The following is a 20,054-nucleotide window of genomic DNA, read 5'->3' as shown; positions in this document are numbered from 1 at the left end:
GGGCCTGGTGGTGTTCAACCTGCTGGGCAACTGCGATCCGGACGAAGAAAACCACATCCGCCGGGCGAGGAAGTTCGCCGGTTTCTACATGGACGAGGATCCCCAGGCGAAGAACTACGACCCGGAGCGCCGGTTGATCCGGAGCATGTTCAACGGCAGCCGGGGACCGATGCTGCGGAAGACCACGGCCCTGGACTGGGTCGGCGACCCGCTGGAGGACGGCCGGTTCGACCTGCTCCACGGCCAGCGGGACTACGCGGAGATGTGCGAGCGGTTCGAGACCTACAACGACGTGGCCGGCGACCATCCGCTGAACCTGACGAGCACGGGCCTGGCCTTCAACGCCTATGCGCTCACCGGCGAAACGAAATACCGGGACTGGATCCTCGAATACGCGGACGCTTGGGTGGAACGCACCTATGCCAACGGGGGCGTGATCCCCTCGAACGTGGGGCTGGACGGCGTCATCGGCGGCGCCTGCGAAGGCAGGTGGTGGGGCGGCGTCTACGGCTGGAACCACAAGGTCTTCGCCCATCGCCACGGCAGGTTGGACAATTTCACCCTGAACGCCGTCGCTCACGCGGTGGACGGGTTCGGGAACGCCCTGCTGCTCACCGGCGACCGGAAGTACGTGGATGTCTGGCGCACCGTCCTCGAATCGGTCAACGCCAACCAGAAGACCGTGGACGGCGTCACCATGTATCCCCACATGCACGGCGACGACGGCTGGTACGACTACGCGCCCGAACCCTATGACCGGGGCGCGGTCGAGGTGTACGACTGGTCCATGAATCCGGACGACCGCGCGCTTACCGGCGAGCAACCCTGGCTGGAATACCTGGACGGTTCGAACCCCGGTTTTCCCGTGGACGCGTTGAAGCAGGATTTCGAGGATCTGCGGGGGCAGGTGGAGAAGATCCGCAACGATAAGTCTACGCCGGATACGCGCCTGTCGGACAACCCCAATCCCTTCAACCCTGCACGGATCGAGACCCTCGTGAACCTCATGACCGGGGGACCGAGGCCGGCCTACGCCCGTCCGCTGCACTGCCGTCTCTGGTACTTCGATCCCGATCGGGGCCGGCCCGGAGTGCCGGAAGACGTGGCCGTCCTGGTCGACCGGATAGACGCCGATGGGCTCGACGTGCACCTGGTGAACGCCAATCCGGTCGAAGCACGCACGGTGATTGTCCAGGGCGGCGCCTACGGGGAGCACCGGGTGGACACGGTCGAGTGCGACGGCCGAAAGGTTACCGTCGACGATTCCTATTTCACCGTACGCCTGGCGCCCGGATGCGGCGCGCGCCTGATACTGGGCTTGCAACGCTACGTCAACCAGCCGTCAGCCCGGTTTCCGTGGGACCGGTAAAGCCAGGACAGGGGACAAGGAGATTCCGGCATGACCGTCGAACAGGCGAGTCCGGTATTCCGGGCCCGGCGCATTTCCAAGGTCTACCGCATGGGCGAGGTGGACGTATCCGCCCTCCGGGGGGTCGACCTGGACCTGTATGCCGGTGAGCTGGCCGTTTTCCTGGGGGCGTCGGGAAGCGGCAAGTCGACGCTGCTCAACATCCTGGGCGGGCTCGATGTGCCCACGGACGGCCAGGTCTACTATCGCGAACGGGAATTGACCGGGGCGGACGAGCGTGAGCGGACGGATTTCCGACGGAAGTCCGTGGGTTTCGTCTTCCAGTTCTACAACCTGATCCCCAGCCTCACGGCGCTGGAGAACGTGGAACTGGTCACCGAAATCGCCGACGGGCCCATGCCGGCGGAGGAAGCCCTTCGCCTGGTGGAACTCGAACCGCGCATGCACCATTTCCCGGCCCAGATGTCGGGCGGAGAGCAGCAGCGCGTGGCCATCGCCCGGGCCATTGCGAAACGCCCGGAAGTGCTTCTGTGCGACGAGCCTACGGGCGCCCTGGACTACGCGACCGGCAAACGGGTGCTGGAAGTGATCGAGAAGGTCAACAGCACGCTGGGCACCACGACCGCGGTCATCACCCACAACGCGGCGATCGCGGACATGGCCGACCGGGTCATCCGCCTGCGCAGCGGCGAGATCGTCGAAGTTTACGCCAATAAGGCGAAGAAACGCCCGGACGAATTGAGCTGGTAGGCTGTCTGGCCCGCCGGGCCCGGCCTGCGCTGCCCGATGCGAGCCGTATCATTCCGCGGAGTGTAGCTGCCATGTCCATCCTGAACCGCAAGGTGTTCCGCGAACTGGCGCGCATGCGCGGCCAGGTCATCGCCATCACGCTGGTGATGGCCTGCGGGATCATGGTCTACGTCTCCTCGCGCCACACCTACATCGCGCTGCTGGAGTCACAGGAATCCTACTACACCAGCTACCGTTTCGCCGACGTGTTCGCCGGCATCAAGCGGGCGCCGGCGCCGGTCGAGGAGCGCATCGCCCGGATCCCGGGCGTCTCCGGCGTCCGCACCCGGATTGTGATGGACGTGAACCTGGACGTGCCCGGGCTGGAGGAACCCGCCACCGGCCGGCTGGTCTCCATACCCGAGATACGCCGGCCCGTGCTCAACGACCTTGCGATCCAGCAAGGCCGCTACCCTGCGATCGGCCGGCCCGAAGAGGTGATCATCAGCGAAGCCTTCGCATTGGCCAACGGACTGGTTCCGGACGACTGGATCGGGGCGGTCATAAACGGACGGAGGAAGGCCCTGCGCGTCGTGGGCATCGGCCTGTCGCCGGAGTACGTCTACGAAGTGCAGGGATCCGGTTCCATCTTCCCCGACAACCTGCGCTTCGGCGTGATCTGGATGAGCCGGGACGCCCTCGGCGCCGCCTTCGACATGGAGGGCGGGTTCAACGATCTGTCGGTCGCCCTGTCTCCGGAGGCGCGCGAGCGGGACGTGATCGACCGCATGGATCTCATTCTCGAACCCTACGGGAGCGCGGGCGCCTACGGCCGGGACAGCCAGATCTCACACAAGTTCCTTTCCGATGAAATCCTGGGCCTGAGCGTATCCAGCAACGTTACGCCGGCCATCTTCCTCGGGATCGCGGCGATTCTGCTGCACATCGTGTTCTCCCGCATGGTGCGGGCCCAGCGGGACCAGATCGCCATCATGAAGGCCTTCGGCTACCGTAACCTGTCGATCGGATGGCACTATCTGAAATTCGCCTTCCTGGCCGTATCCGGCGGGACCCTCCTCGGCATCGTGGGCGGATTCTGGATCGGCCGGCCGCTCACCGGCATGTACCAGGCCTACTACCGTTTCCCCGATCTGGTCTACGAGTTGCACGTCGACGTCATCACCCTGTCCGCGGTGATCAGCGTTTCCGCCGCATTGCTGGGTACCCTGCACGCCCTTCGCGCAGCCATGGCCCTGCCTCCCGCGGAAGCGATGCGGCCGGAATCTCCACCCCACTTCAGACCGCTCGCGATGGAACGCATGGGCGTGCACCGGATGCTCTCGCCGGTCTGGCGGATGATCTTCCGCAACATGGAACGGAGGCCGGCCCGAACGATGCTGTCCGCCTTCGGCATCGCCATGTCGGTGGCGATCCTGGTCATGGGACGTTTTACCTTCGACTCCATCGAATACATGATCGACTACCAGTTCCGTACGGTACAGCGCGATGACGCGGCGGTCGTCTTCGCGGGTCCCCGTCCCGCGCGCGCCCGGTACGAGCTGGCCCATCTGCCCGGTGTCGTCCGCTCCGAGCCGTACCGCGCCGTGCCCGTCGAGCTTCGCGCCGGTCATGTTGCGAAGCAGACCGCCATTACGGGACTCGATCCTGCCGGAGAGCTGCGGCAGCTGATCGACCGGGAAGGCCGGGTACAATCCCTGCCGCCGGAGGGCATCGTGCTGAACAAGACACTGGCGGATCTCCTGTCGGTTCGGGAGGACGATGTGCTCACCGTCGAAGTCCAGGAAGGATCGCGCATGAAGGGCAGGCTGCCGGTAGCCCTGATCGTAGACGAGTTGATCGGCACCACCGCGTACATGGATAGCCGCGCACTGAACCGGTTCCTGGGCGAGGGCCGGACGATCTCCGGCGCGTATCTCTCCGTGGACCCGCTTCGGGCGGCCGAGTTGTACAGCACGTTGAAAGAGACGCCGGCCGTGGCGGGCGTTGCCGTCCGCGAGGCCGTGATCAAGGGCTTTGAAGATACCATCGCCGAAAGCACGAACGCCACCACGTTCACGCTGACCATCTTCGCGTGCGTCATCGCCTGTGGCATGGTTTACAACGGCGCCCGCATCGCCCTGGCGGAACGAAACCGCGAAATGGCCAGCCTGCGGGTGCTCGGGTTCACCGAGCGGGAGATCTCGGTCGTCCTCCTGGGCGAGCAGGCCATCATCACCCTTTTATCGATACCCATTGGATTTCTGATCGGATGGGCATTATGTTATCTTGCCGTGGACGCCACCGCCCAGGAACTCTTCCGGATGCCGCTGGTCATCACCGGAAAGACCTACGCGTTCGCATTCCTGGTCGTAACCGCGGCGGCCGTGGCGTCCGCGTACCTCGTCCACCGGAAACTGCGCTACCTGGATCTGGTCGGCGTGCTCAAGACCCAGGAATAACCGTGAGACCGTCATGAAAATACGTCGCAAGCACATTATCTCCGGCGTGGTCCTCGTCGCCGTCCTGGTCCTCCTCGTCCGCGCCTTCATGCCGGCGCCGGTCCTGGTCGACGCGGCCACCGCAGAAATAGGTCCCCTGCGGGTGACGATCAGCGAGGAAGGCAGGACCCGCGTAAGGCAGCGTTACCTGATTACGGCCCCGGCGTCCGGCCGGCTGGCGCGCCCGGCGTTGAATGAAGGGGACCGGGTCGGACAGGGCGATGAACTGGCGCGCATCACGCCTTCGCCCCTCGGTTCCCGCGAGTCCGCGGAGGCCCTCGCCCGGATCGAGACGGCTGAAGCACTGGTCCGCGAGGCCGAGGCGAACGTCGCCCGCGCACGGGTAGAACAGGAAGAAGCGGCCCGCGGCCGGGACAGGGCGGAACAACTCGCCTCGAGCGGCAGCATTTCGCGGGAGCGCCTGGAGCGCGCCGTGCACGCGGCAACCGTCGCCGAACGGACCCTGGAATCCTCCCTCTTCCGCCACCGGGCGGCCGTCTCCGAGCACGAGGTCGCCCAGGCGGCGCTCCTGGCCCTCAGGGAGGAGCGCGGCGATGCCAGGGCCGTGCTCTCCGTCGCGGCGCCGGTAGGCGGCCGGGTGCTGCGCCTGTTCGAAGAAAGCGAGCGGGTCGTCGCCGCGGGCACGCCCCTGATGGAAGTGGGTGATCCGGGAGACATGGAGGTAACGATCGACGTGCTGTCCACCGATGCCGTGAAGGTCGACGTCGGTCAAACGGTGTGGATCGAAGAGTGGGGCGGACCCGATCCGCTGTCCGGCAAGGTAAGCCGCGTCGAGCCGGCCGCGTTCACGCGCGTATCCGCGCTGGGTGTGGACGAACAGCGGGTCAACGTCATCGTGGACCTGGACGAGACGCCGGCGGAACTGGGCGATGGTTATCGCGTCACGGGACGGATCGTCGTCTGGGAGAATGAGGACGTGCTCAAGATTCCGTCCAGCGCCTTGTTCAGAATAGGCGAAAGCTGGGGGGTCTTCGTCGTCGAAGAAGACGTGGCCAGGTCGCGGGCAGTGTCGGTGGGACAGCGAAACGGGATCGAGGCCGAAATCCTCGAAGGCCTTGCGGCCGGCGACCCCGTCATCCTTCATCCCAACCCCCGAATCGCGGACGGGGTCGGTGTCGAAACCCGCACAGACTGACGCCGTGGAGAGGAATCACGGGAATCGGAGATGGAGAAACGCACCGGTTTCGTCAAGGCCAACGACGGCGTTCGTCTCTACTATGAAGACACAGGATCCGGTAAACCCGTCTTCCTGATCCACGGCGGCGGGTTGAGCATGGGTTGGTGGCGCAAGCAGGTTCCGGTCCTGAGCCAGCGATTCCAGGTCATTGCCGCCGATACCCGGGGCAACGGCCGGTCGGACAAGACCCCGTGGGGACATCGCACGGCCCGGTACGCCATGGACGTGCGCCAGATCATCGAGACGCTCGATCTCGATGAAGTAACCCTCGTGGGCTGGTCCATCGGCGCCCGGACCGTCCTTTCCTACATCGAACTCTTCCGACATTACCGGCTCAAAGGGGTGGTGCTGGTGGACGAAGTGCCCAGCATCGAAGTCCACGGCCCGTCTGATCCGCCCGAACACGATGCCGATACCGCATCTGATCCGCCGGAACCCGAACCGGATGCCGAATCCCCGTCCGAGGACGAGACGGAGCGCAAGCGCCGTCAACTTCGGGACATGTTCGTCTCCTTCGATGTACCGGATGACGAACTGGACAGACTGCTGGAGGAGAGCAGGGAGAATACGCCTGCCCAGGGGGTCACCCTCGGACCCGACTACCAGGTGCAGGACTGGCGTCCCATGCTGCCTTCCATCAATCTACCGGTCTTGATCACCACGGGCGGCAGGAGCGGCGCATACCCGGGCTGCAGGTACATGTACGAGCACATCCCGGGCGCGCGCATGGAAATCTTCGAAGACAGCGGCCACGCGCTGTTCTACGAGGAGCCCGATCGGTTCAACGCCGTCGTCGCCGAGTTCATCGGCGGACTGCATGCCGAGTCTCGGGGATGAACCGCCATATGATGAACCCCATGGCAAGCATGCCCGTGCCTCCGATTACAGAACTGAATACATAACCGACTTCGGTATAGACGACGCCCGCGGCCGCGCTGCACAGTCCCATGGCCAGCTGGCCGGTCGCGATACTCAGGCTCATCAGTGAACCGCGCCGCTGCGCCGGAACGATCTCGGACAGCAGCGCCTGGAAGGGGCCCATGCGGGCCGACACGAGGACCATGATGGCGAAAAAGAGCGGATAGGCGATCCAGAAATCCGTCATGATGGCCGTCGTCAGGGTCATGAGGAGGAAGAGTCCCAGGCAGCCGCCCACGACCAGGACTTTCCGGCCAATCCGGTCCGAGAGGCGTCCGGCCCAGGGTCCCACGATGACGCTGGCAATTCCGGCGATCACGAACAGGGACGCGACCTCGTCGCTGGTCACCCCGAAGGTCTCCTTGATCCACACGACCAGGTAGATCACGTAGAAGGCGATCCCCGAGAACATCACGCTATAGGCGCCGATGGCCGCCGCGGTCGCCGGCGTCGTGAACATGGACACATAGCGGCTGACCACCATTCCGATCGACGACAGGCGTGCCCGGGCCACGGCCGGCTGCCGGGCCAGGGTGCAGACCAGGACGAAGGAAAGCACCATGGGCGCCGCGAAACAAACGAAAGGCGCGGCGAAGCCGAATCGGTCCGCCAGGATCGTTCCACCCGGAATGCCCACGATCTGTCCCACGGCGACGGCCGTCATGACCACGCCGTTGGCCCAGCCCCGCCGCTCCGGCGGAAAATGATCCCCGATATAGGCCGGCGCGACACCGCTGAGGATACCGGCGGCCATGCCGGACAATGACCGGATCAGCAACAGTGAGGAAAAGTCCGTAACGAAACTGTGCAGGAAAAGGGTCACGCACATGGCCCCGGTGCCGATCATGAGGATACGTCTCCGGCCCATCGCGTCCGACAGCGGACCGGTGACAAGTGCGCACAACCCAAGCATGACCGCGTAGGCCGAGACCAGCGCGCCCAGGTATTCCCGGGGTACGTCGAACTGCGCCTCCACGATGGGCAAAATCGGCGTCATGATGATCGTCTGGCTGCTCGCGGCGAACATCATGAACCAGAGCGCCAGCAGGATGCTTATGTCTGCGAAAGTACTCGGTCGCATCGGTCATTGACCCGTTTCGAAGATGGGATTAAGATGAATCCAGGTGGTTACCGTGTCGTCAAGATTCCACTTGTCTAAAAAGCCGACTATGACGGACAGACACCAGACCACGCGTACTCAGAACAAGGATCCCGGGATGTTCATCGGCAAAATCGTCGATATCCAAATCGATCGTCCGATGGGTTCCCGACATCCCGAACATGATCTTATCTACCCGGTAAATTACGGATTTGTTCCAGGTGTATCGGGGTTGGACGGCGAAGAACTGGATGCCTACCTGTTGGGCGTGGACAGACCGGTTAATTGTTTCAGAGGCCGATGCATCGCGGTGATCCGGAGATCGAATGATGCAGACGATAAGCTCGTGGTGGTTCCCGATGGCGAACACTACACCAATGAGCAAATCCGGGGTCTTACGGAGTTCCAGGAGCGTTGTTTCGAGTCCTCCATATCGCGAGGAGGGCACCCCTAATGCATTTCAATGGAAAGCGCGTAACTCAGGATCGTCACTAGGAGCCATGCGGAGACCAGCACGACGCCCAGGGGACGTTTCAGAGAACCGACTGACAGGTGGATTCCGCATCGGAAAACGATGAGCACAAACAGCATAGCGGGGAACAGGAACTGGAAGAACTGTCCATCCGCCTGCAGACCGCCTGGCGTAACGGAGGCGGATACCCCGGCAACGAAAAGCACGTTCAGGATATCTGCGCCGATGATGTTTCCGATGACCAGCTCACCGTGATTGCGTCGCACCGCCGCGATGGCCGTGACCAGCTCCGGTAGCGACGTGCCGAAGGCGACAAGCGTCGCCGAGATGATGTGTTTCGGTACGCCGATGCGTTCCGCCATGATACTCACGGCCGGGATCAGGATCTGGGCGGAGAGAACGATTATCGCTATCGCACCGATGAGTTTGAGGAGCGTTCCGAATGTGCCGGCTTCCCCGCTATTCGTTGCATCTGAGTTCTCGGTTTCTGAAGGTGTCGAACTGGCCCATCGGATGGACTGCCAGATATACAGCGCGAGAAGAATAACGAAGACGACACCGGCCAGTTGAGGCAGGACGCCTCCATCGCTGAACGCACTCGCCGGCGAGGACCACGGCAGGCAAACGGCTACCATGAGGATACCGGCCCCCACCTGCACGTTGGATAACCGCGAGGCCAGCGCACGGTCAAATGGGAGCGGGGCAATCAGGGCTGCCAATCCGAGGATCAGCCCGGTATCGCAGATAATCGATCCGACCGCGTTTCCGAGCGCAAGTCCCGGTTCCCCTTGTTGCGCCGAGAGTACGGAGACCGCCGCCTCGGGGGTCGTTGTGCCGATGCTGACGACGGTCGCGCCGATGACCGCTTTGCTCAAGCCCCATCGGCTCGACAGGATGACCGCTTCATCAACAAGCCAATCCGCGCCCTTGCCGAGTGTACAGAGCATTACGGCAATGACCAGCAAAAGCCCTAAACTCGGCAATCCGACCAGTAGATGTTCAATCCATTGTTCCATAAGGATCCGGGAACCAAAGTAGCGTCGCTACAAATCCCACCGAAGTCTATGCTGTGGGAGGAATATCGTAATGAAACCACCCGTACTCTACCACGGCAGCCAGGATAAAACCGCTCGGCTGGAACCCAGGTCCGCGGGAGGCGTGGGACCGGACGGGGATCAATTGACCGCGGTTTATGCCACCCACCTGAAGAACATCGCCATCGCCTTTTCGCTGCCCATCCGGCCGATCGGTGATGGTGGCTGCAGTTTCGGCATGGATCTCGGGGTAGAAAACCCTGAGGATCTGAACGACGACATTGAGCCTCGCATCGACCTCGATGTCGGTACGATCGATCTTAACCGCCCCGGTTACGTATATGTCCTACCGTCAAAATCTTTCGAACCGGTCGATCCGTGGCAGTGGGCGTCCAGTGAACCGGTCGAGCCTGTCGACGTAATCCTGATCGATCCGAAACGCTACGCCCACTGGATTCGCGACAGGAGGCAGCCGGGATCCGCGTCACCATAATCGCGTCACCATAACCGCATCCCAACAAAAAACCCACATGAATCATGCGGGTCCACCGACCTGAATGCCGAAGGAGAGATTCGAACTCTCACGGGCGAAAGCCCACTGCGCCCTGAACACAGCGTGTCTACCAGTTCCACCACTTCGGCATCACATACCATTTGTCATAAAACCGCACACGTAATATATTCCGGTAGCCGCCGATTGTCAAGCAGGGCGGGCAGCGGAAACCGGATTAACTATGCCGATTCGAGGCAGATATGGCCAGCGCATCAGATCGTCACATCGCCGAGCCCAACGGGGCCGATAACATCAAGGTCATCGTGACCAACCGGAAGGCGCGCCACGACTACCATTTCCTGGAGACCTGGGAGGCGGGGATCGTCCTGACCGGCACGGAAGTAAAGTCGCTGCGGGCGGGTAAGATCAACCTGACCGACAGCTACGCCGCGGTCGATAACGGCGAGATCTACCTGTATAACGTCCACGTCTCGCGTTACGAGCAGGGGAGCTCCTTCAACCACGAACCGAACCGCCGGCGCAAGCTGCTTCTGCATCGCTCGGAAATCCGCAAGTTGATCGGCCGGGTCGTGGAGAAAGGACTCACCCTGATCCCCACTAGAGTCTATTTCAAACGGGGACGGGCCAAGGTGGAGATCGCCCTGGCCAAGGGCAAGAGGGACTACGATCGCAGACGGACCATCATGGAACGGGACGCCCAGCGGGACATGGAACGTACGTTGAAGGGGCGTCCATGACGGAGCGTACGCGGGAGACACCAGGTAGACTGTTATCCATCATCGGTCTGGCCTGGGGCCTTTCCTTTATCTGCGCGGTCCTGCTTTACGCCATTGTCAGGCTTTTCTCCGTCTCGATCGATGCAATCAACCATTTTCCGTTCTACTGGTACCACTGGGTGGCACTGGCCGCTGTGGTGGTGTTCATGGCCCACTCGGAGGGGTACCAGGGTTTTCAGCGTAACTTTTCTCCACGGGTCGTCGCCCGGGCCTGGTATCTCTACCATCACCCGCGTCCCGTGCTGATCGCGCTGGCGCCGTTGTTCCTCGCCGGCTACATACACATAAACCCGGGCCGCCGGAAAAACATCCTGGCGCTGACCATCGGGATCGTGATCCTGATCTTCCTGATCCGGTACCTGCCCCAGCCCTGGCGCGGCATCGTCGACGCGGGCGTGGTCGTGGGGCTCACCTGGGGACTGGTCTCCATGGCCATCTACGGCATTCGGATGCTGGGATCGCGCCCCTTCGCCTACTCTCCCGAAATCCCAGGGGAAAGCGAGGTGATACCATGAAACGAAACCTGTTGAGACTGCTGGTTGGCTTGATGGCCGCGTTGTGCGTGTTTATCGGGCTGACCGGTGGATGCGGACTGGTCGGGGACGGCACCGACGCCGACCGGGACGCGCCGGTCACGTTCGGCGACTACTGGTACCAGGGCAAGGCGGAGATCACGAGCTATACGCTCAAGCAGGCCCGGTATGGCGAACTCCACGCCGGAGACGCGGTGCTCATATTCGTAACGGAGGATTTTTCGGCCCGGAAACAGGTCAAATTGGACCGGCCCGAGGAGGCCGGGGACGACGCCGTCAAGGTCCTCAAACTGAACGCCCTGCGCGAGTTTAATACGGGGGTGTATCCCTACACGGTCATGACTTCGGCTTTCACCCCGGTGTACCGAGACCTCCATCCGAAGACCCTGAAGATCACGACGTCCGTGCAGGAATGGTGCGGCCACGCCTTCGTCCAGCTGAACCTGCTGGACGACCGGTACCGCGTGCACCAGTACTCCTATTTCGAAAGCGAAGGCGATCGGGTCGCGGAACTCGAAAACGCCATTCCCGAGGACGAGATCTGGACGACCATTCGCCTGAATCCGGACGCCCTGCCGACCGGCGAGGTGTCCATGATTCCGGGTACGCTGTACCAGCGGCTGGACCATACGGCCTGGCGGACCGTCAACGCCACCGCCATCCTGATGCCCGATGCCCGGGAGCCCGATATCATGGTCTACAATCTGGTCTACTACCCGGATCTCAACCGGACCCTGACCATTCGGTTCAAGCAGGACTTCCCCCACGAGATCGAATCCTGGGAGGAGGTCGAGATCGCGGCGGACGGAACGACGAAGGAACTCGTCACGACGGCGGTGCGCAACAAGCGGATCATGCTGGACTACTGGACGAAGAACAGTGTGGTGGACGTGAAACTGCGCGCGGAGCTGGGCCTGGATGAATGACGATCCGAAATGGCGCGATGACGGGGTGAAGGTCATCCCCGGCGACCGCCTCGATTCAAACACGCCGCAGACGCCGGGCATGTCGCGGGCCGCCGCGATAAACCACGCCCGGACCGGGGCGAACAAGATCTGGGCGGGCACGGTGACCATCCACCCGAACGCGAAGACCGGAGCGCACCATCACGGCGAACTGGAAAGCGTGATCTACGTGGTGAAGGGACGGGCGAGGATGCGCTGGGGCGAGCGCCTGGAATTCGTGGCGGAAGCGGGTCCGGGCGACTTCATCTATGTGCCGCCCTTCGTGCCCCACCAGGAGATCAACGCCCGGACCGACGAACCCCTGGAATGCGTGCTGTGTCGAAGCGGCATGGATCCGGTCGTGGTCAACCTGGACATCGAACCGGTGGAGAAGCCGGAGAACGTATACTGGGTCGATTCGATCCACCCAGAGCCTGACAGCTGATCGCGCCTGGCCTGCCACCACTGTCAACCATCCCCATTGTAGATACATCGTATGAACACCGCCTTACTGCGCGGCCGGAGTTTAGGGCCAGACACAGTAGAGGATTTTGCAACACTGCAGGTTACGCCGCCGCACGGCTGGTGTTGGTGTGTGGCCTGGGAAACCCCGAGCTGGGATGGATGGCAGGATCGCAGCGAAGTAGAGAATCAGTGTCTACGCAAGGAACTGTGGGGGGCTGGTTCATACCACGGTCGGGTATTCTACTACAAAGACCGGCCTATCGCATGGTGTCGCGTAGGTCCTCGGACGGCATGGCCAAAGCTCTGCGCCACCTTTAAGCTGAAACCTGTCGAATCCATATACGCGTTTGTTTGCTTTGGAATATCAGAGAGATTTCGAGGTCATGGCTTCATGCATCGAGCGATGGCGCTGACGTTGGCAGATCTCGAAGCCAAAGGCGTAGAGGAAGTCGAAGGTTTTCCACGCAGGCAAAGTCTAACGGACCATCTCGACCCCGGCGAAGTCTGGATGGGGCCGGCTCGGTTATTCACGTCCGCGGGTTTTGAGATCGTGGATACTCGAGAAGGCACGCTGCATATGCGACGGACGATTACCCTGCCTCACGGTAGACCGCCTCTCTCAACCCCCTGATATATCCGACCGCGTACAATCGGCAAAGGGCCGAGTACCCCGGATGGTCGTTGTCCTCTCCGGCCAGGGTCGGCACGTGGTCCGGGCGCAGCACGCCTTCGAACCCGATATCGCGGTACGCGTGCAGGCACTCCATCATGTCGGTCGGACCGTCGTCGTGGAAGGTCTCCACGTAGTTCTCCACGTCCCCGCGCACATCCCGGAAATGGACGAAGAAGATCTTGCGCTGTGCGCCGAAGTGGCGGATGGCCGCGGGCTGGTCGTCGGTCATGAGGGCGAAGTTCCCCTGGCAGAAGGTGACCCCGTTCATGGGGCTCGGCACCAGGTCCAGGAGCTTCTGAAAGTTGTCCACCGACCGCATGATACGCCCGATGCCCCGCAGCGGCGAAAGCGGCGGATCGTCGGGATGCATGGCCATTTCCACGCCGTACTGTTCCGCGACGGGCGTGACCCGCTCGAGAAACTCGTGCAGCGTCTCCCATAGCTGGTCTTCGGATACTTCGCCCGCTTCGGTCAACGGTGCGTTCTTCATCATGGCGTGGTCGTAGCCGGTGACAACGGCGCCGCCCCGTGAGGGCACCGTGGAAGACGTGCGGGTCCAGTTCAGGATGGCCATCCAGTTGTAGCACCAGGTCTTGATGCCGACGCGGCCCATGCTCTCGATGAAGGTGCAGACATTGTCCAGCTCTTCTTCCCGGCCTTCCACCCCCAGCTTGATGCGGTGCATCGGCGGCGTGCTTTCGATGACGGCCACATCGAAGCCGGCGTCGTTGAAGTTGTTCTTCATCCGCAGCATGGGCATGTATTCCCAGCCCTTTTCGGTGCCCAGCGCGGGCGGCATGCTGGTGACCACGTGATCAACGCCGATCTGTTTTACCTGGTCCCATAGCGTGTTGCGGCCCGTGCTGAGAATCTCCGCGATCTTGATCATGGAATTCCGTCTCCTGTAGATTCGTCCCGGCTGCGCTGCGCACCGGATATCAACTCATTGGGCACATGCTGCGTCAGGCCTCGCCCCGGCTGCGCACCGGATGTTCGAGGGCCCGGTCGTAGAGATCCTGCCATTCCTTCGAACCGTCGTCGCGCAGGATCTCGAGACAGACCCCGTCCGCGTGGGCCGGTCCGTTGCCCTGGATGAAATAGCCGTATGCCCGGTTCATAGGCGCGATATGAATGTGGGTACCGTCGGGATAGACCACGGAATTGATGATCCGCGGTTTGGGCTTGTCGTACCGTTCGCCCTTTTCCTTCAATGCCTGCACCGTATCGTCGGGGATTCTCCACCGTTCCACGGCTTCCTCGTCCACGGTCACGCCCAGGCCCGGTTCCTCGGGAACCCGGTGAAAGCCGCCCACGACTTCGATGGGTTGCGTCAGCAGGTGATGGCTGTAGAGGTTGATGCACGTAATGGCCGGCCAGGTGGCGTGGGTCAGCACCGCACCGAGATGGGCGGCCCAGGTCGTGGTGAGCCCGTTGCCCACGAGCTGCAGCCAGAAGGGCATGTTGGCCTCGGCGCTCAACTGGCCTTGCCGCATCACCTCGGACTTCCCGGCGCAGATGACGAATCCGTCGCAGACCTCTTCTCGGACGGCCGTCATGTAAGGCGGTGAACCGAAGTGCATGGCGATGGGCCGGGGAATGACCTGCCTCAGCTGGCGGTTGCCCAGGATGTCGGTCTGCGGGACGGGGGACTCGAACATGGCCACGTTGTCGTGCTGGGCCAGTTTCTGCATGACGGGCATGGCCGCGGCCGCGTTCTGCATCGTGGCATTGGCGTCGAGGTCCAGCTTGAAGGAACCGGGGATGCCCGTGGCGACGGCGTCCACCTGGGCGAAGATGTCCCACCAGGGCCTCTGCTTGATCTTGAAGCTGGTATAACCCAGGGCCACCGCGTCGCGGGCCTCGGCCAGCCAGTCCGCGGGCGAGGCGTCGATGGACCACCAGGAAATGGGCGACCAGTCCCGCACCTTGTTCCCGAGCAGCTTGTAGCAGGGCACCCCCAGCGCTTTTCCCACCACGTCGAAGAGGGCCATCTGCAGTCCGGCACCGAGGGTATCGTCGTTCATCACGTCGGCCGGGCTCTTCCCAATGACCCGGTTCACGGCGTCGTCGGTGACCCGCGCCCAGGTATAGTGAATGACCGTTTCCCCCCAGCCGGCCAGTCCGTTATCCGTCGTCACCCGGCAAAGCTCAAGGATCGACCAGTTGAAGACCTCGCGCTCGGTAATGCGGGCCTGGCGTTCGGTGAACGGCACGTCCACCACGATGCGTTCTACTTCGACTACCTTCATGCGTAGCTGTCCTCCCGTCGCGGCAGGTTTAATTCGTTTCGCAGCGCCCGGTGCCGACGGCTCCGGCCCCGGCAGCGCCCGGTCAGCAATCAGATCAGCAAGCAGGCGATCACGAGCAGGACCATAAGAGGCAGCAGGCCCATGCCCACACTGGCGCCCGCCGGCATGAGCAGGCTTTCCGGTGCGGTGATTTCAAGGCCGAACAGCAGCGGGATCGTCCGGGCCGCTTCCTCGTTCAGGCCCAGCGAGATGGACACCCCGGCGTACAGGCTGCCGAAGAGGGCCAGGACCATGACCACGTGGGCCAAATGGGGCAACCGCCCCCTGGAGAGATCGGCGGAGTCCATGACGTCGTGATAGAGCAGGCCCCACTGTTTCACCCGTTTATAGAGTACGGGCAAAAGCAGCGGACCCAGGATGGCCGCGGTGACGAAGTTGTTGATAGAAATCAGGGGCCCCAGCACGTGGAAGGGCACGAGCCCCAGGATGTCCAGCCCCCAGCCGACCGTTACGCCGCAGGCGATGCTGGCCAGCAGCGTAACGTAGAGGTACCGGGCCAGCATGGCCGGGGACCACGCACCGGGTTCTTTGCTGGTAAGCATGCGCCATAACCGGTAGGGAATGTAGCCGAGCAGGAAGTTGCCGACCATGCCGAAGTAGCTGCCCAACCCGTATGTGCCGCCCATCAGGTCGCCGATCAGGTTGCCGAAGGCGGCGCCCCACGCACCGGCGGGTCCGAACATGAGGGAACAGATGACCGGGAAAACGTTGGCCGGCCTGAGTTCGGTAATTCCGGGAATGATGGGAAGGAGCTTGAAGGGAATGAGAACGGCGGCATACATGGCTGCCGTCAGGGCCACCAGGACGACCATCCTGGTATACTTCCACATCGTGATGGCTTCTCGCACGCTACCCCTTCAGGCGCTTTGTTCCAGGCGGTTGATCTCGTCGCGCAGACGGGCGGCATCCTCGTACCGCTCCTCATCGATGGCTGCCTGTAATTTCTGCCGCGCCGTTTCCAGGGGGGTGCGTGGCTGACGCTTGAACTCCACAGATTCCATCAACTCCTCGGCGGCCACCTGCGCCGCGGGAACCTTGCCTTCTTCACCCGCTTCGGCTTCCAGCTCCTCGATGGACGCGGCGAGTGCGTCCTCGCCGTTTTCGTCCTTGCTCTTGGGCATGCGCTTGCCGGCCGCACGCATGACTTCCTCTTCCACGTAGATCGGGGCATCGGCACGAAGGGCGAGGGCGATGGCGTCCGTGGGTCTCGAGTCGATGGTCATGGACTGTCCGTTGGCCTTCACGTGTATTTCCGCGATGTAGAACTGCTGCTCGCGCAGCTCGGAGATGAGCACGAACTCGATCTCGGCTTCGAAATGATCGAAGACTGAATTCAACAGATCGTGCGTCATGGGCCGTGGCGGCGCTTCTTCGCCGGCGTCGATCTGGCTCTTGATGGCGAAGGCTTCCGCGATGCCGATCAGCAGAATCAGCACCTGCTCTTCCTGCTCGTCGGCCAGCCAGAGTACGGGCGTGGCGTGCAGGGGATAGGGAGGCCCCACATCATATACCTTGAGACGAATCATGTATGCAGTCTTTCTACCGGACCGGGATCAGCCTGGTTTAGTCGCGGGCGACCACATGCGAGATGACGGGAATGCGCCGACTGAAAGGGGACAGTCCGCCTGTAGATACGACCGCCATCGTAGTGGAAGTTTGGTATACGGGTATAATAAACCGGGCGCTCAAAACAGGTCAAGACAAAATGAACCGGCGGATGTGATTTTCGGCTGCCGGGCGTTTCCGGTTATCCGCTCTTCGAACCTCCCCGCTGGTCGAGAAAAGCGCCGCGCACGCGGGTGAAGAAGGCGAGCGCCGATTCGGTCCGGTAGTCCCGATAGGTCCAGGGCAACGGGGTGAACTCGCCCCGGGTGTACACCAGCGTCACCTCGGCGAATATGCCCTTCCCAATATAGATGCGATGGCTGTAGTTCTTGGTGGTCGCCAGGACGAGCTGGCCGCCGTTGACGTATCCCGGATCGATGTTCAACCCCCGTCCGGGCATGCCGTCGGACCGGGCCAGGCCGGCTTCGAGGTCGTTGCTCGCGCACTTGATTTCCGCGAGGTCCTCCGGGTTCACGAGCGGCCCGAATCCGAGGAACTGCTTGACCAGTCCGGCCCCCATTTCCCGCTCATAGTAGGATGAGAAGGAAAAGTCGAATGCCGGACCGGCCAGCTCCACCGCGCCGAACCGACCGGCCAGGAGCTCGCGGCCCTCCGCCAGCTTCGATTCGTCCTGTCCCATGACGGCGCATACCAGCTTCACGGGATCGGGTTTTGCGGGAGTACCCAAGGTCGAGTCGCTTTCCGGTTAACGCGTTTGTCTCATTGCGACGAAGTGTGCCGGGCTGTATATTCATTCGCCCTTCGTCCGACAGGAAACAGATACCGGTTCAGGGTGGACGTTGTCAACGCTAAACGGGGCAGACCGGCAGACCGGCAGTACGGCAGTCTCACAGGAGCATAAATGAATCTCGAACGGTTTTCACTCAAAGACAGGGTCGCCATCGTAACCGGCGCGGGAACGGGTATCGGCCAGGGGATCGCGACGGCCATGGCCGAATCGGGCGCCCGGGTCGTCCTTGCGGGCCGGACCCGCTCCAGGCTCGAGGGGACGGAGGAGACCATCAGGGGGTTCGGCGGCGAAGCGCTGGTCGTGGAAACGGATGTCTCGGACCGGGACGGACGGGAATCCCTGGTGGCAACGACCCTGGAAACCTGGAAGCAGATTGATATCCTGGTCAACAACGCGGGAGTGAACGTGCGCACTCCGCCGGAGGACTACCGCGAGGAGGACTGGGACCGGGTCGTGGACACCAACCTGAAGGGCACCTTCTTCCTCACACAGCTTGCGGCCCGGCACATGATCGAGCGCAAATACGGAAAGATCATCCAGATCGCCTCGCTGGCCGCCATCACGGGCATTCCCCATATCCCCGCCTACACCGCCGCAAAGGGCGGTATCGCTTCCATGACCTACCAGCTCGCCATCGACTGGGCCCCGTACAACATCAACATCAATTCCATCTGCCCGGGATACATCCGGACACCGCTGACCCGGCCCGTCGAACAAAGCGAACGGGGAACCTACATCCTGAACCGCGTGCCGGCCGGACGCTGGGGCGAACCGGAAGATATCGCCGGCACTGCCGTGTTCCTGGCCTCTCCGGCCTCGGATTTCCTCACGGGACAATTGATCGTGGTGGACGGCGGCTGGATGGCCGGCGGCTAGCCGGCGGGTGATCGCCGGCACGCTCGCCTTGATTGGGCAATCACCTCGATCCGACGTCGGTCCTACCACAGACCGCGGCAGTCACCCGGCGGCCTCTGCCTGGCTCACCCGGCCCGTACCCGGACGGGGCACCGTGATGAAACCGGTGGCCACCAGGGTCAGGACGGCGACGACCGCCGCACCGATGAAGACGTGCTGGTAGCCGTAGATGACCCACACCAGCCCGCCCAGGGTGGGAATGGACATGGATACCGCGTGGTCGATGGTGACGCCCAGGGACAGGGTCGCGGTGAGGTCGTCCTTTTTGACGACGATTTTACTGGCGTAGGTGGTTCGCGCGATACTGACGTTGAACAGGACCAGGTCGAGCACGAAACTGGCATAGATGAGATCGATCGCCCACGCACCCAAGCCCATTTCCGCGGCGAACCCGTAACCCACGCAGACGCCGATAAGCAGCACCGCGTCAATCATCAGCACCAGGCGCTCCCCGAACCGGTCGATCAGCTTGCCCAGTTGCGGCGCGAAGAACATGCCGATGACGGATGCGACCAGGTGAAGCGAGGCGATGGTGGATACCGGTTTGTCGAAGATGCTGATCAGCACCCAGGGACCGAAGGTGATGAAAATCTGCTTCCGCGCGCCGAAGAGGATGTTCAGCAGGTAGAACAGGGTGTAGCGCTTCCGCATGACGAAGGTGGGGCGGTTGCCCGTGTGCCCCTCGATGGGGCGCATCGCCAGATAGCAGTAGACACCCCCCAAAGCCACCAGCGCGGCCAGGGCGAAAACGGGCAGGTAGCCGAATGAGGTGTCGCCCAGTCCCATCCAGAGCAGTATGCTGCCCAGGATGGCGGCGCCGGTCTGGATGCCGCTCAGGCGCCCCAGCATGGTGGCGCCCCGTCCTTCGCGGGCCAGCCGGAGGGCGATCGTCCGGGTCACGGGCATCTGCAGGTGCATGCCGATGCTCCAGATGATCATGGAAACGAGCATCAGTCCGTACAGATCGCCGTAGATGCCAAGCCCCAGGAACCCCACGGCCATCAGCGCCATGGAGAGGGCGGCCATCTTCAGTTCCGACCAGAAGAAGAGGATGCCGGCGAAGGCGGCGACGAGGAAGCCGGGCAGCTCGCGGGGAAACTCGAGTTCGCCGCGGCTCATCGCGTCCATGTGGTAGGTGTCGCTGAGGAAGTTGTTGAAGCTGATTTCGCCCAGCCCCATCGAAAGACCCATGCTGACCGCGCCAAGCACGAAGAGGAGGAGTTGACGGTCGGCGGATCTGATCCAGGAAAGC

19 protein-coding genes and 1 tRNA gene are annotated in these 20,054 nt (G+C 62.7%); 11 read left to right on the top strand and 9 right to left on the bottom strand.

The genetic code is table 11. The annotated features are described in order from the left end of the window. Window positions 1-1,399 precede the first annotated feature (1,399 nt). The 4 genes from F4Z81_12515 (at window position 1,400) to F4Z81_12500 (ending at window position 6,631) form a co-directional block, all read left to right on the top strand. The gene (locus F4Z81_12515; GenBank protein MXW05870.1) at window positions 1,400-2,119 is read left to right on the top strand and encodes an ABC transporter ATP-binding protein; all 720 of its coding nucleotides are present in this window, start codon (window positions 1,400-1,402) and stop codon (window positions 2,117-2,119) included. A 71-nt stretch (window positions 2,120-2,190) separates the two neighbouring features. Then, window positions 2,191-4,557, top strand: a complete 2,367-nt coding sequence (locus F4Z81_12510; GenBank protein ID MXW05869.1) for an FtsX-like permease family protein — start codon at window positions 2,191-2,193, stop codon at window positions 4,555-4,557. 13 nt (window positions 4,558-4,570) lie between these two features. Continuing rightward, a complete protein-coding gene (locus F4Z81_12505) occupies window positions 4,571-5,752 on the top strand; it encodes an efflux RND transporter periplasmic adaptor subunit (GenBank protein ID MXW05868.1) in 1,182 nt (393 codons plus the stop codon). 30 nt (window positions 5,753-5,782) lie between these two features. Next, window positions 5,783-6,631 carry an alpha/beta hydrolase gene (locus F4Z81_12500; GenBank protein ID MXW05867.1) on the top strand — a complete coding sequence of 283 codons (849 nt, stop codon included), beginning with the start codon at window positions 5,783-5,785 and terminating at the stop codon, window positions 6,629-6,631. Here the strand turns inward: F4Z81_12500 and F4Z81_12495 are convergent. Then, entirely contained in the window at window positions 6,597-7,793 is a 1,197-nt protein-coding gene (locus F4Z81_12495) for an MFS transporter (protein MXW05866.1), read from the bottom strand. The two genes, F4Z81_12500 and F4Z81_12495, sit on opposite strands and share 35 nt — an antisense overlap. 136 nt (window positions 7,794-7,929) lie before the next feature. Here F4Z81_12495 and F4Z81_12490 point away from each other — a divergent pair, with 136 nt between their 5' ends. Continuing rightward, window positions 7,930-8,265, top strand: a complete 336-nt coding sequence (locus F4Z81_12490) for an inorganic pyrophosphatase (protein ID MXW05865.1) — start codon at window positions 7,930-7,932, stop codon at window positions 8,263-8,265. Here F4Z81_12490 and F4Z81_12485 read toward each other — a convergent pair. After that, window positions 8,262-9,299 carry a sodium:calcium antiporter gene (locus F4Z81_12485; GenBank protein ID MXW05864.1) on the bottom strand — a complete coding sequence of 346 codons (1,038 nt, stop codon included), beginning with the start codon at window positions 9,297-9,299 and terminating at the stop codon, window positions 8,262-8,264. The genes F4Z81_12490 and F4Z81_12485 overlap by 4 nt on opposite strands. 70 nt (window positions 9,300-9,369) lie before the next feature. On the opposite strand from F4Z81_12485, the gene F4Z81_12480 reads away from it, so the two are divergent. Beyond that, window positions 9,370-9,810, top strand: coding sequence for a hypothetical protein (locus tag F4Z81_12480; GenBank protein ID MXW05863.1), 441 nt, complete (start codon window positions 9,370-9,372; stop codon window positions 9,808-9,810). 65 nt (window positions 9,811-9,875) lie between these two features. Here F4Z81_12480 and F4Z81_12475 read toward each other — a convergent pair. Continuing rightward, window positions 9,876-9,959 (bottom strand) — tRNA-Leu (locus F4Z81_12475). 111 nt (window positions 9,960-10,070) lie between these two features. Here F4Z81_12475 and smpB point away from each other — a divergent pair. From smpB to F4Z81_12455, 4 genes are read left to right on the top strand one after another with little or no spacing between them, the layout of a single operon-like run. Continuing rightward, the gene (gene smpB / locus F4Z81_12470) at window positions 10,071-10,568 is read left to right on the top strand and encodes an SsrA-binding protein SmpB (protein MXW05862.1); all 498 of its coding nucleotides are present in this window, start codon (window positions 10,071-10,073) and stop codon (window positions 10,566-10,568) included. Next, window positions 10,565-11,122, top strand: coding sequence for a hypothetical protein (locus F4Z81_12465; protein MXW05861.1), 558 nt, complete (start codon window positions 10,565-10,567; stop codon window positions 11,120-11,122). The genes smpB and F4Z81_12465 overlap by 4 nt, the downstream gene beginning before the upstream one ends. Continuing rightward, complete coding sequence (locus F4Z81_12460; protein ID MXW05860.1) at window positions 11,119-12,066, top strand: hypothetical protein; 948 nt, start codon at window positions 11,119-11,121, stop codon at window positions 12,064-12,066. Before F4Z81_12465 ends, F4Z81_12460 begins: the two co-directional genes overlap by 4 nt. After that, window positions 12,059-12,529 carry a cupin domain-containing protein gene (locus F4Z81_12455; GenBank protein ID MXW05859.1) on the top strand — a complete coding sequence of 157 codons (471 nt, stop codon included), beginning with the start codon at window positions 12,059-12,061 and terminating at the stop codon, window positions 12,527-12,529. The genes F4Z81_12460 and F4Z81_12455 overlap by 8 nt, the downstream gene beginning before the upstream one ends. A gap of 610 nt (window positions 12,530-13,139) precedes the next feature. Here the strand turns inward: F4Z81_12455 and F4Z81_12450 are convergent. From F4Z81_12450 to F4Z81_12430, 5 genes are all read right to left on the bottom strand, one after another. Continuing rightward, window positions 13,140-14,111, bottom strand: coding sequence for a TIM barrel protein (locus tag F4Z81_12450; protein ID MXW05858.1), 972 nt, complete (start codon window positions 14,109-14,111; stop codon window positions 13,140-13,142). Window positions 14,112-14,184: 73 nt separating this feature from the next. Next, window positions 14,185-15,471, bottom strand: coding sequence for an enolase (locus F4Z81_12445; GenBank protein MXW05857.1), 1,287 nt, complete (start codon window positions 15,469-15,471; stop codon window positions 14,185-14,187). Window positions 15,472-15,560: 89 nt separating this feature from the next. Then, window positions 15,561-16,379 (bottom strand): QueT transporter family protein, encoded by an 819-nt coding sequence (locus F4Z81_12440; protein MXW05856.1) that lies wholly within the window; start codon window positions 16,377-16,379, stop codon window positions 15,561-15,563. A gap of 9 nt (window positions 16,380-16,388) precedes the next feature. After that, a complete protein-coding gene (locus F4Z81_12435; protein MXW05855.1) occupies window positions 16,389-17,057 on the bottom strand; it encodes a bifunctional nuclease family protein in 669 nt (222 codons plus the stop codon). Window positions 17,058-17,278: 221 nt separating this feature from the next. Continuing rightward, the gene (locus F4Z81_12430) at window positions 17,279-17,824 is read right to left on the bottom strand and encodes a DUF4416 family protein (GenBank protein MXW05854.1); all 546 of its coding nucleotides are present in this window, start codon (window positions 17,822-17,824) and stop codon (window positions 17,279-17,281) included. 174 nt (window positions 17,825-17,998) lie between these two features. Between F4Z81_12430 and F4Z81_12425 the strand changes: the two genes are divergently transcribed. Further along, a complete protein-coding gene (locus F4Z81_12425) occupies window positions 17,999-18,763 on the top strand; it encodes a glucose 1-dehydrogenase (GenBank protein MXW05853.1) in 765 nt (254 codons plus the stop codon). A gap of 81 nt (window positions 18,764-18,844) precedes the next feature. Here F4Z81_12425 and F4Z81_12420 read toward each other — a convergent pair. Then, a partial coding sequence (locus F4Z81_12420) for an MFS transporter (protein ID MXW05852.1) occupies window positions 18,845-20,054 on the bottom strand: 1,210 nt, incomplete at its 5' end.

This window comes from Gemmatimonadota bacterium, from assembly GCA_009835325.1.
In the GTDB taxonomy this organism is placed as follows: Bacteria; JAAXHH01; JAAXHH01; order JAAXHH01; family JAAXHH01; genus JAAXHH01.
Note: the sequence above shows the minus strand (reverse complement) of the source record. Positions and strands in the feature narration are given on the sequence as shown.

Bases quoted from the DNA above. Each gene is read 5' to 3' on its own strand.
- F4Z81_12515 (MXW05870.1), top strand. From the start codon at position 1,400: ATGACCGTCGAACAGGCGAGTCCGGTATTCCGGGCCCGGCGCATTTCC.
- F4Z81_12510 (MXW05869.1), top strand. From the start codon at position 2,191: ATGTCCATCCTGAACCGCAAGGTGTTCCGCGAACTGGCGCGCATGCGC.
- F4Z81_12505 (MXW05868.1), top strand. From the start codon at position 4,571: ATGAAAATACGTCGCAAGCACATTATCTCCGGCGTGGTCCTCGTCGCC.
- F4Z81_12500 (MXW05867.1), top strand. From the start codon at position 5,783: ATGGAGAAACGCACCGGTTTCGTCAAGGCCAACGACGGCGTTCGTCTC.
- F4Z81_12495 (MXW05866.1), bottom strand. From the start codon at position 7,793: ATGCGACCGAGTACTTTCGCAGACATAAGCATCCTGCTGGCGCTCTGG.
- F4Z81_12490 (MXW05865.1), top strand. From the start codon at position 7,930: ATGTTCATCGGCAAAATCGTCGATATCCAAATCGATCGTCCGATGGGT.
- F4Z81_12485 (MXW05864.1), bottom strand. From the start codon at position 9,299: ATGGAACAATGGATTGAACATCTACTGGTCGGATTGCCGAGTTTAGGG.
- F4Z81_12480 (MXW05863.1), top strand. From the start codon at position 9,370: ATGAAACCACCCGTACTCTACCACGGCAGCCAGGATAAAACCGCTCGG.
- smpB (MXW05862.1), top strand. From the start codon at position 10,071: ATGGCCAGCGCATCAGATCGTCACATCGCCGAGCCCAACGGGGCCGAT.
- F4Z81_12465 (MXW05861.1), top strand. From the start codon at position 10,565: ATGACGGAGCGTACGCGGGAGACACCAGGTAGACTGTTATCCATCATC.
- F4Z81_12460 (MXW05860.1), top strand. From the start codon at position 11,119: ATGAAACGAAACCTGTTGAGACTGCTGGTTGGCTTGATGGCCGCGTTG.
- F4Z81_12455 (MXW05859.1), top strand. From the start codon at position 12,059: ATGAATGACGATCCGAAATGGCGCGATGACGGGGTGAAGGTCATCCCC.
- F4Z81_12450 (MXW05858.1), bottom strand. From the start codon at position 14,111: ATGATCAAGATCGCGGAGATTCTCAGCACGGGCCGCAACACGCTATGG.
- F4Z81_12445 (MXW05857.1), bottom strand. From the start codon at position 15,471: ATGAAGGTAGTCGAAGTAGAACGCATCGTGGTGGACGTGCCGTTCACC.
- F4Z81_12435 (MXW05855.1), bottom strand. From the start codon at position 17,057: ATGATTCGTCTCAAGGTATATGATGTGGGGCCTCCCTATCCCCTGCAC.
- F4Z81_12425 (MXW05853.1), top strand. From the start codon at position 17,999: ATGAATCTCGAACGGTTTTCACTCAAAGACAGGGTCGCCATCGTAACC.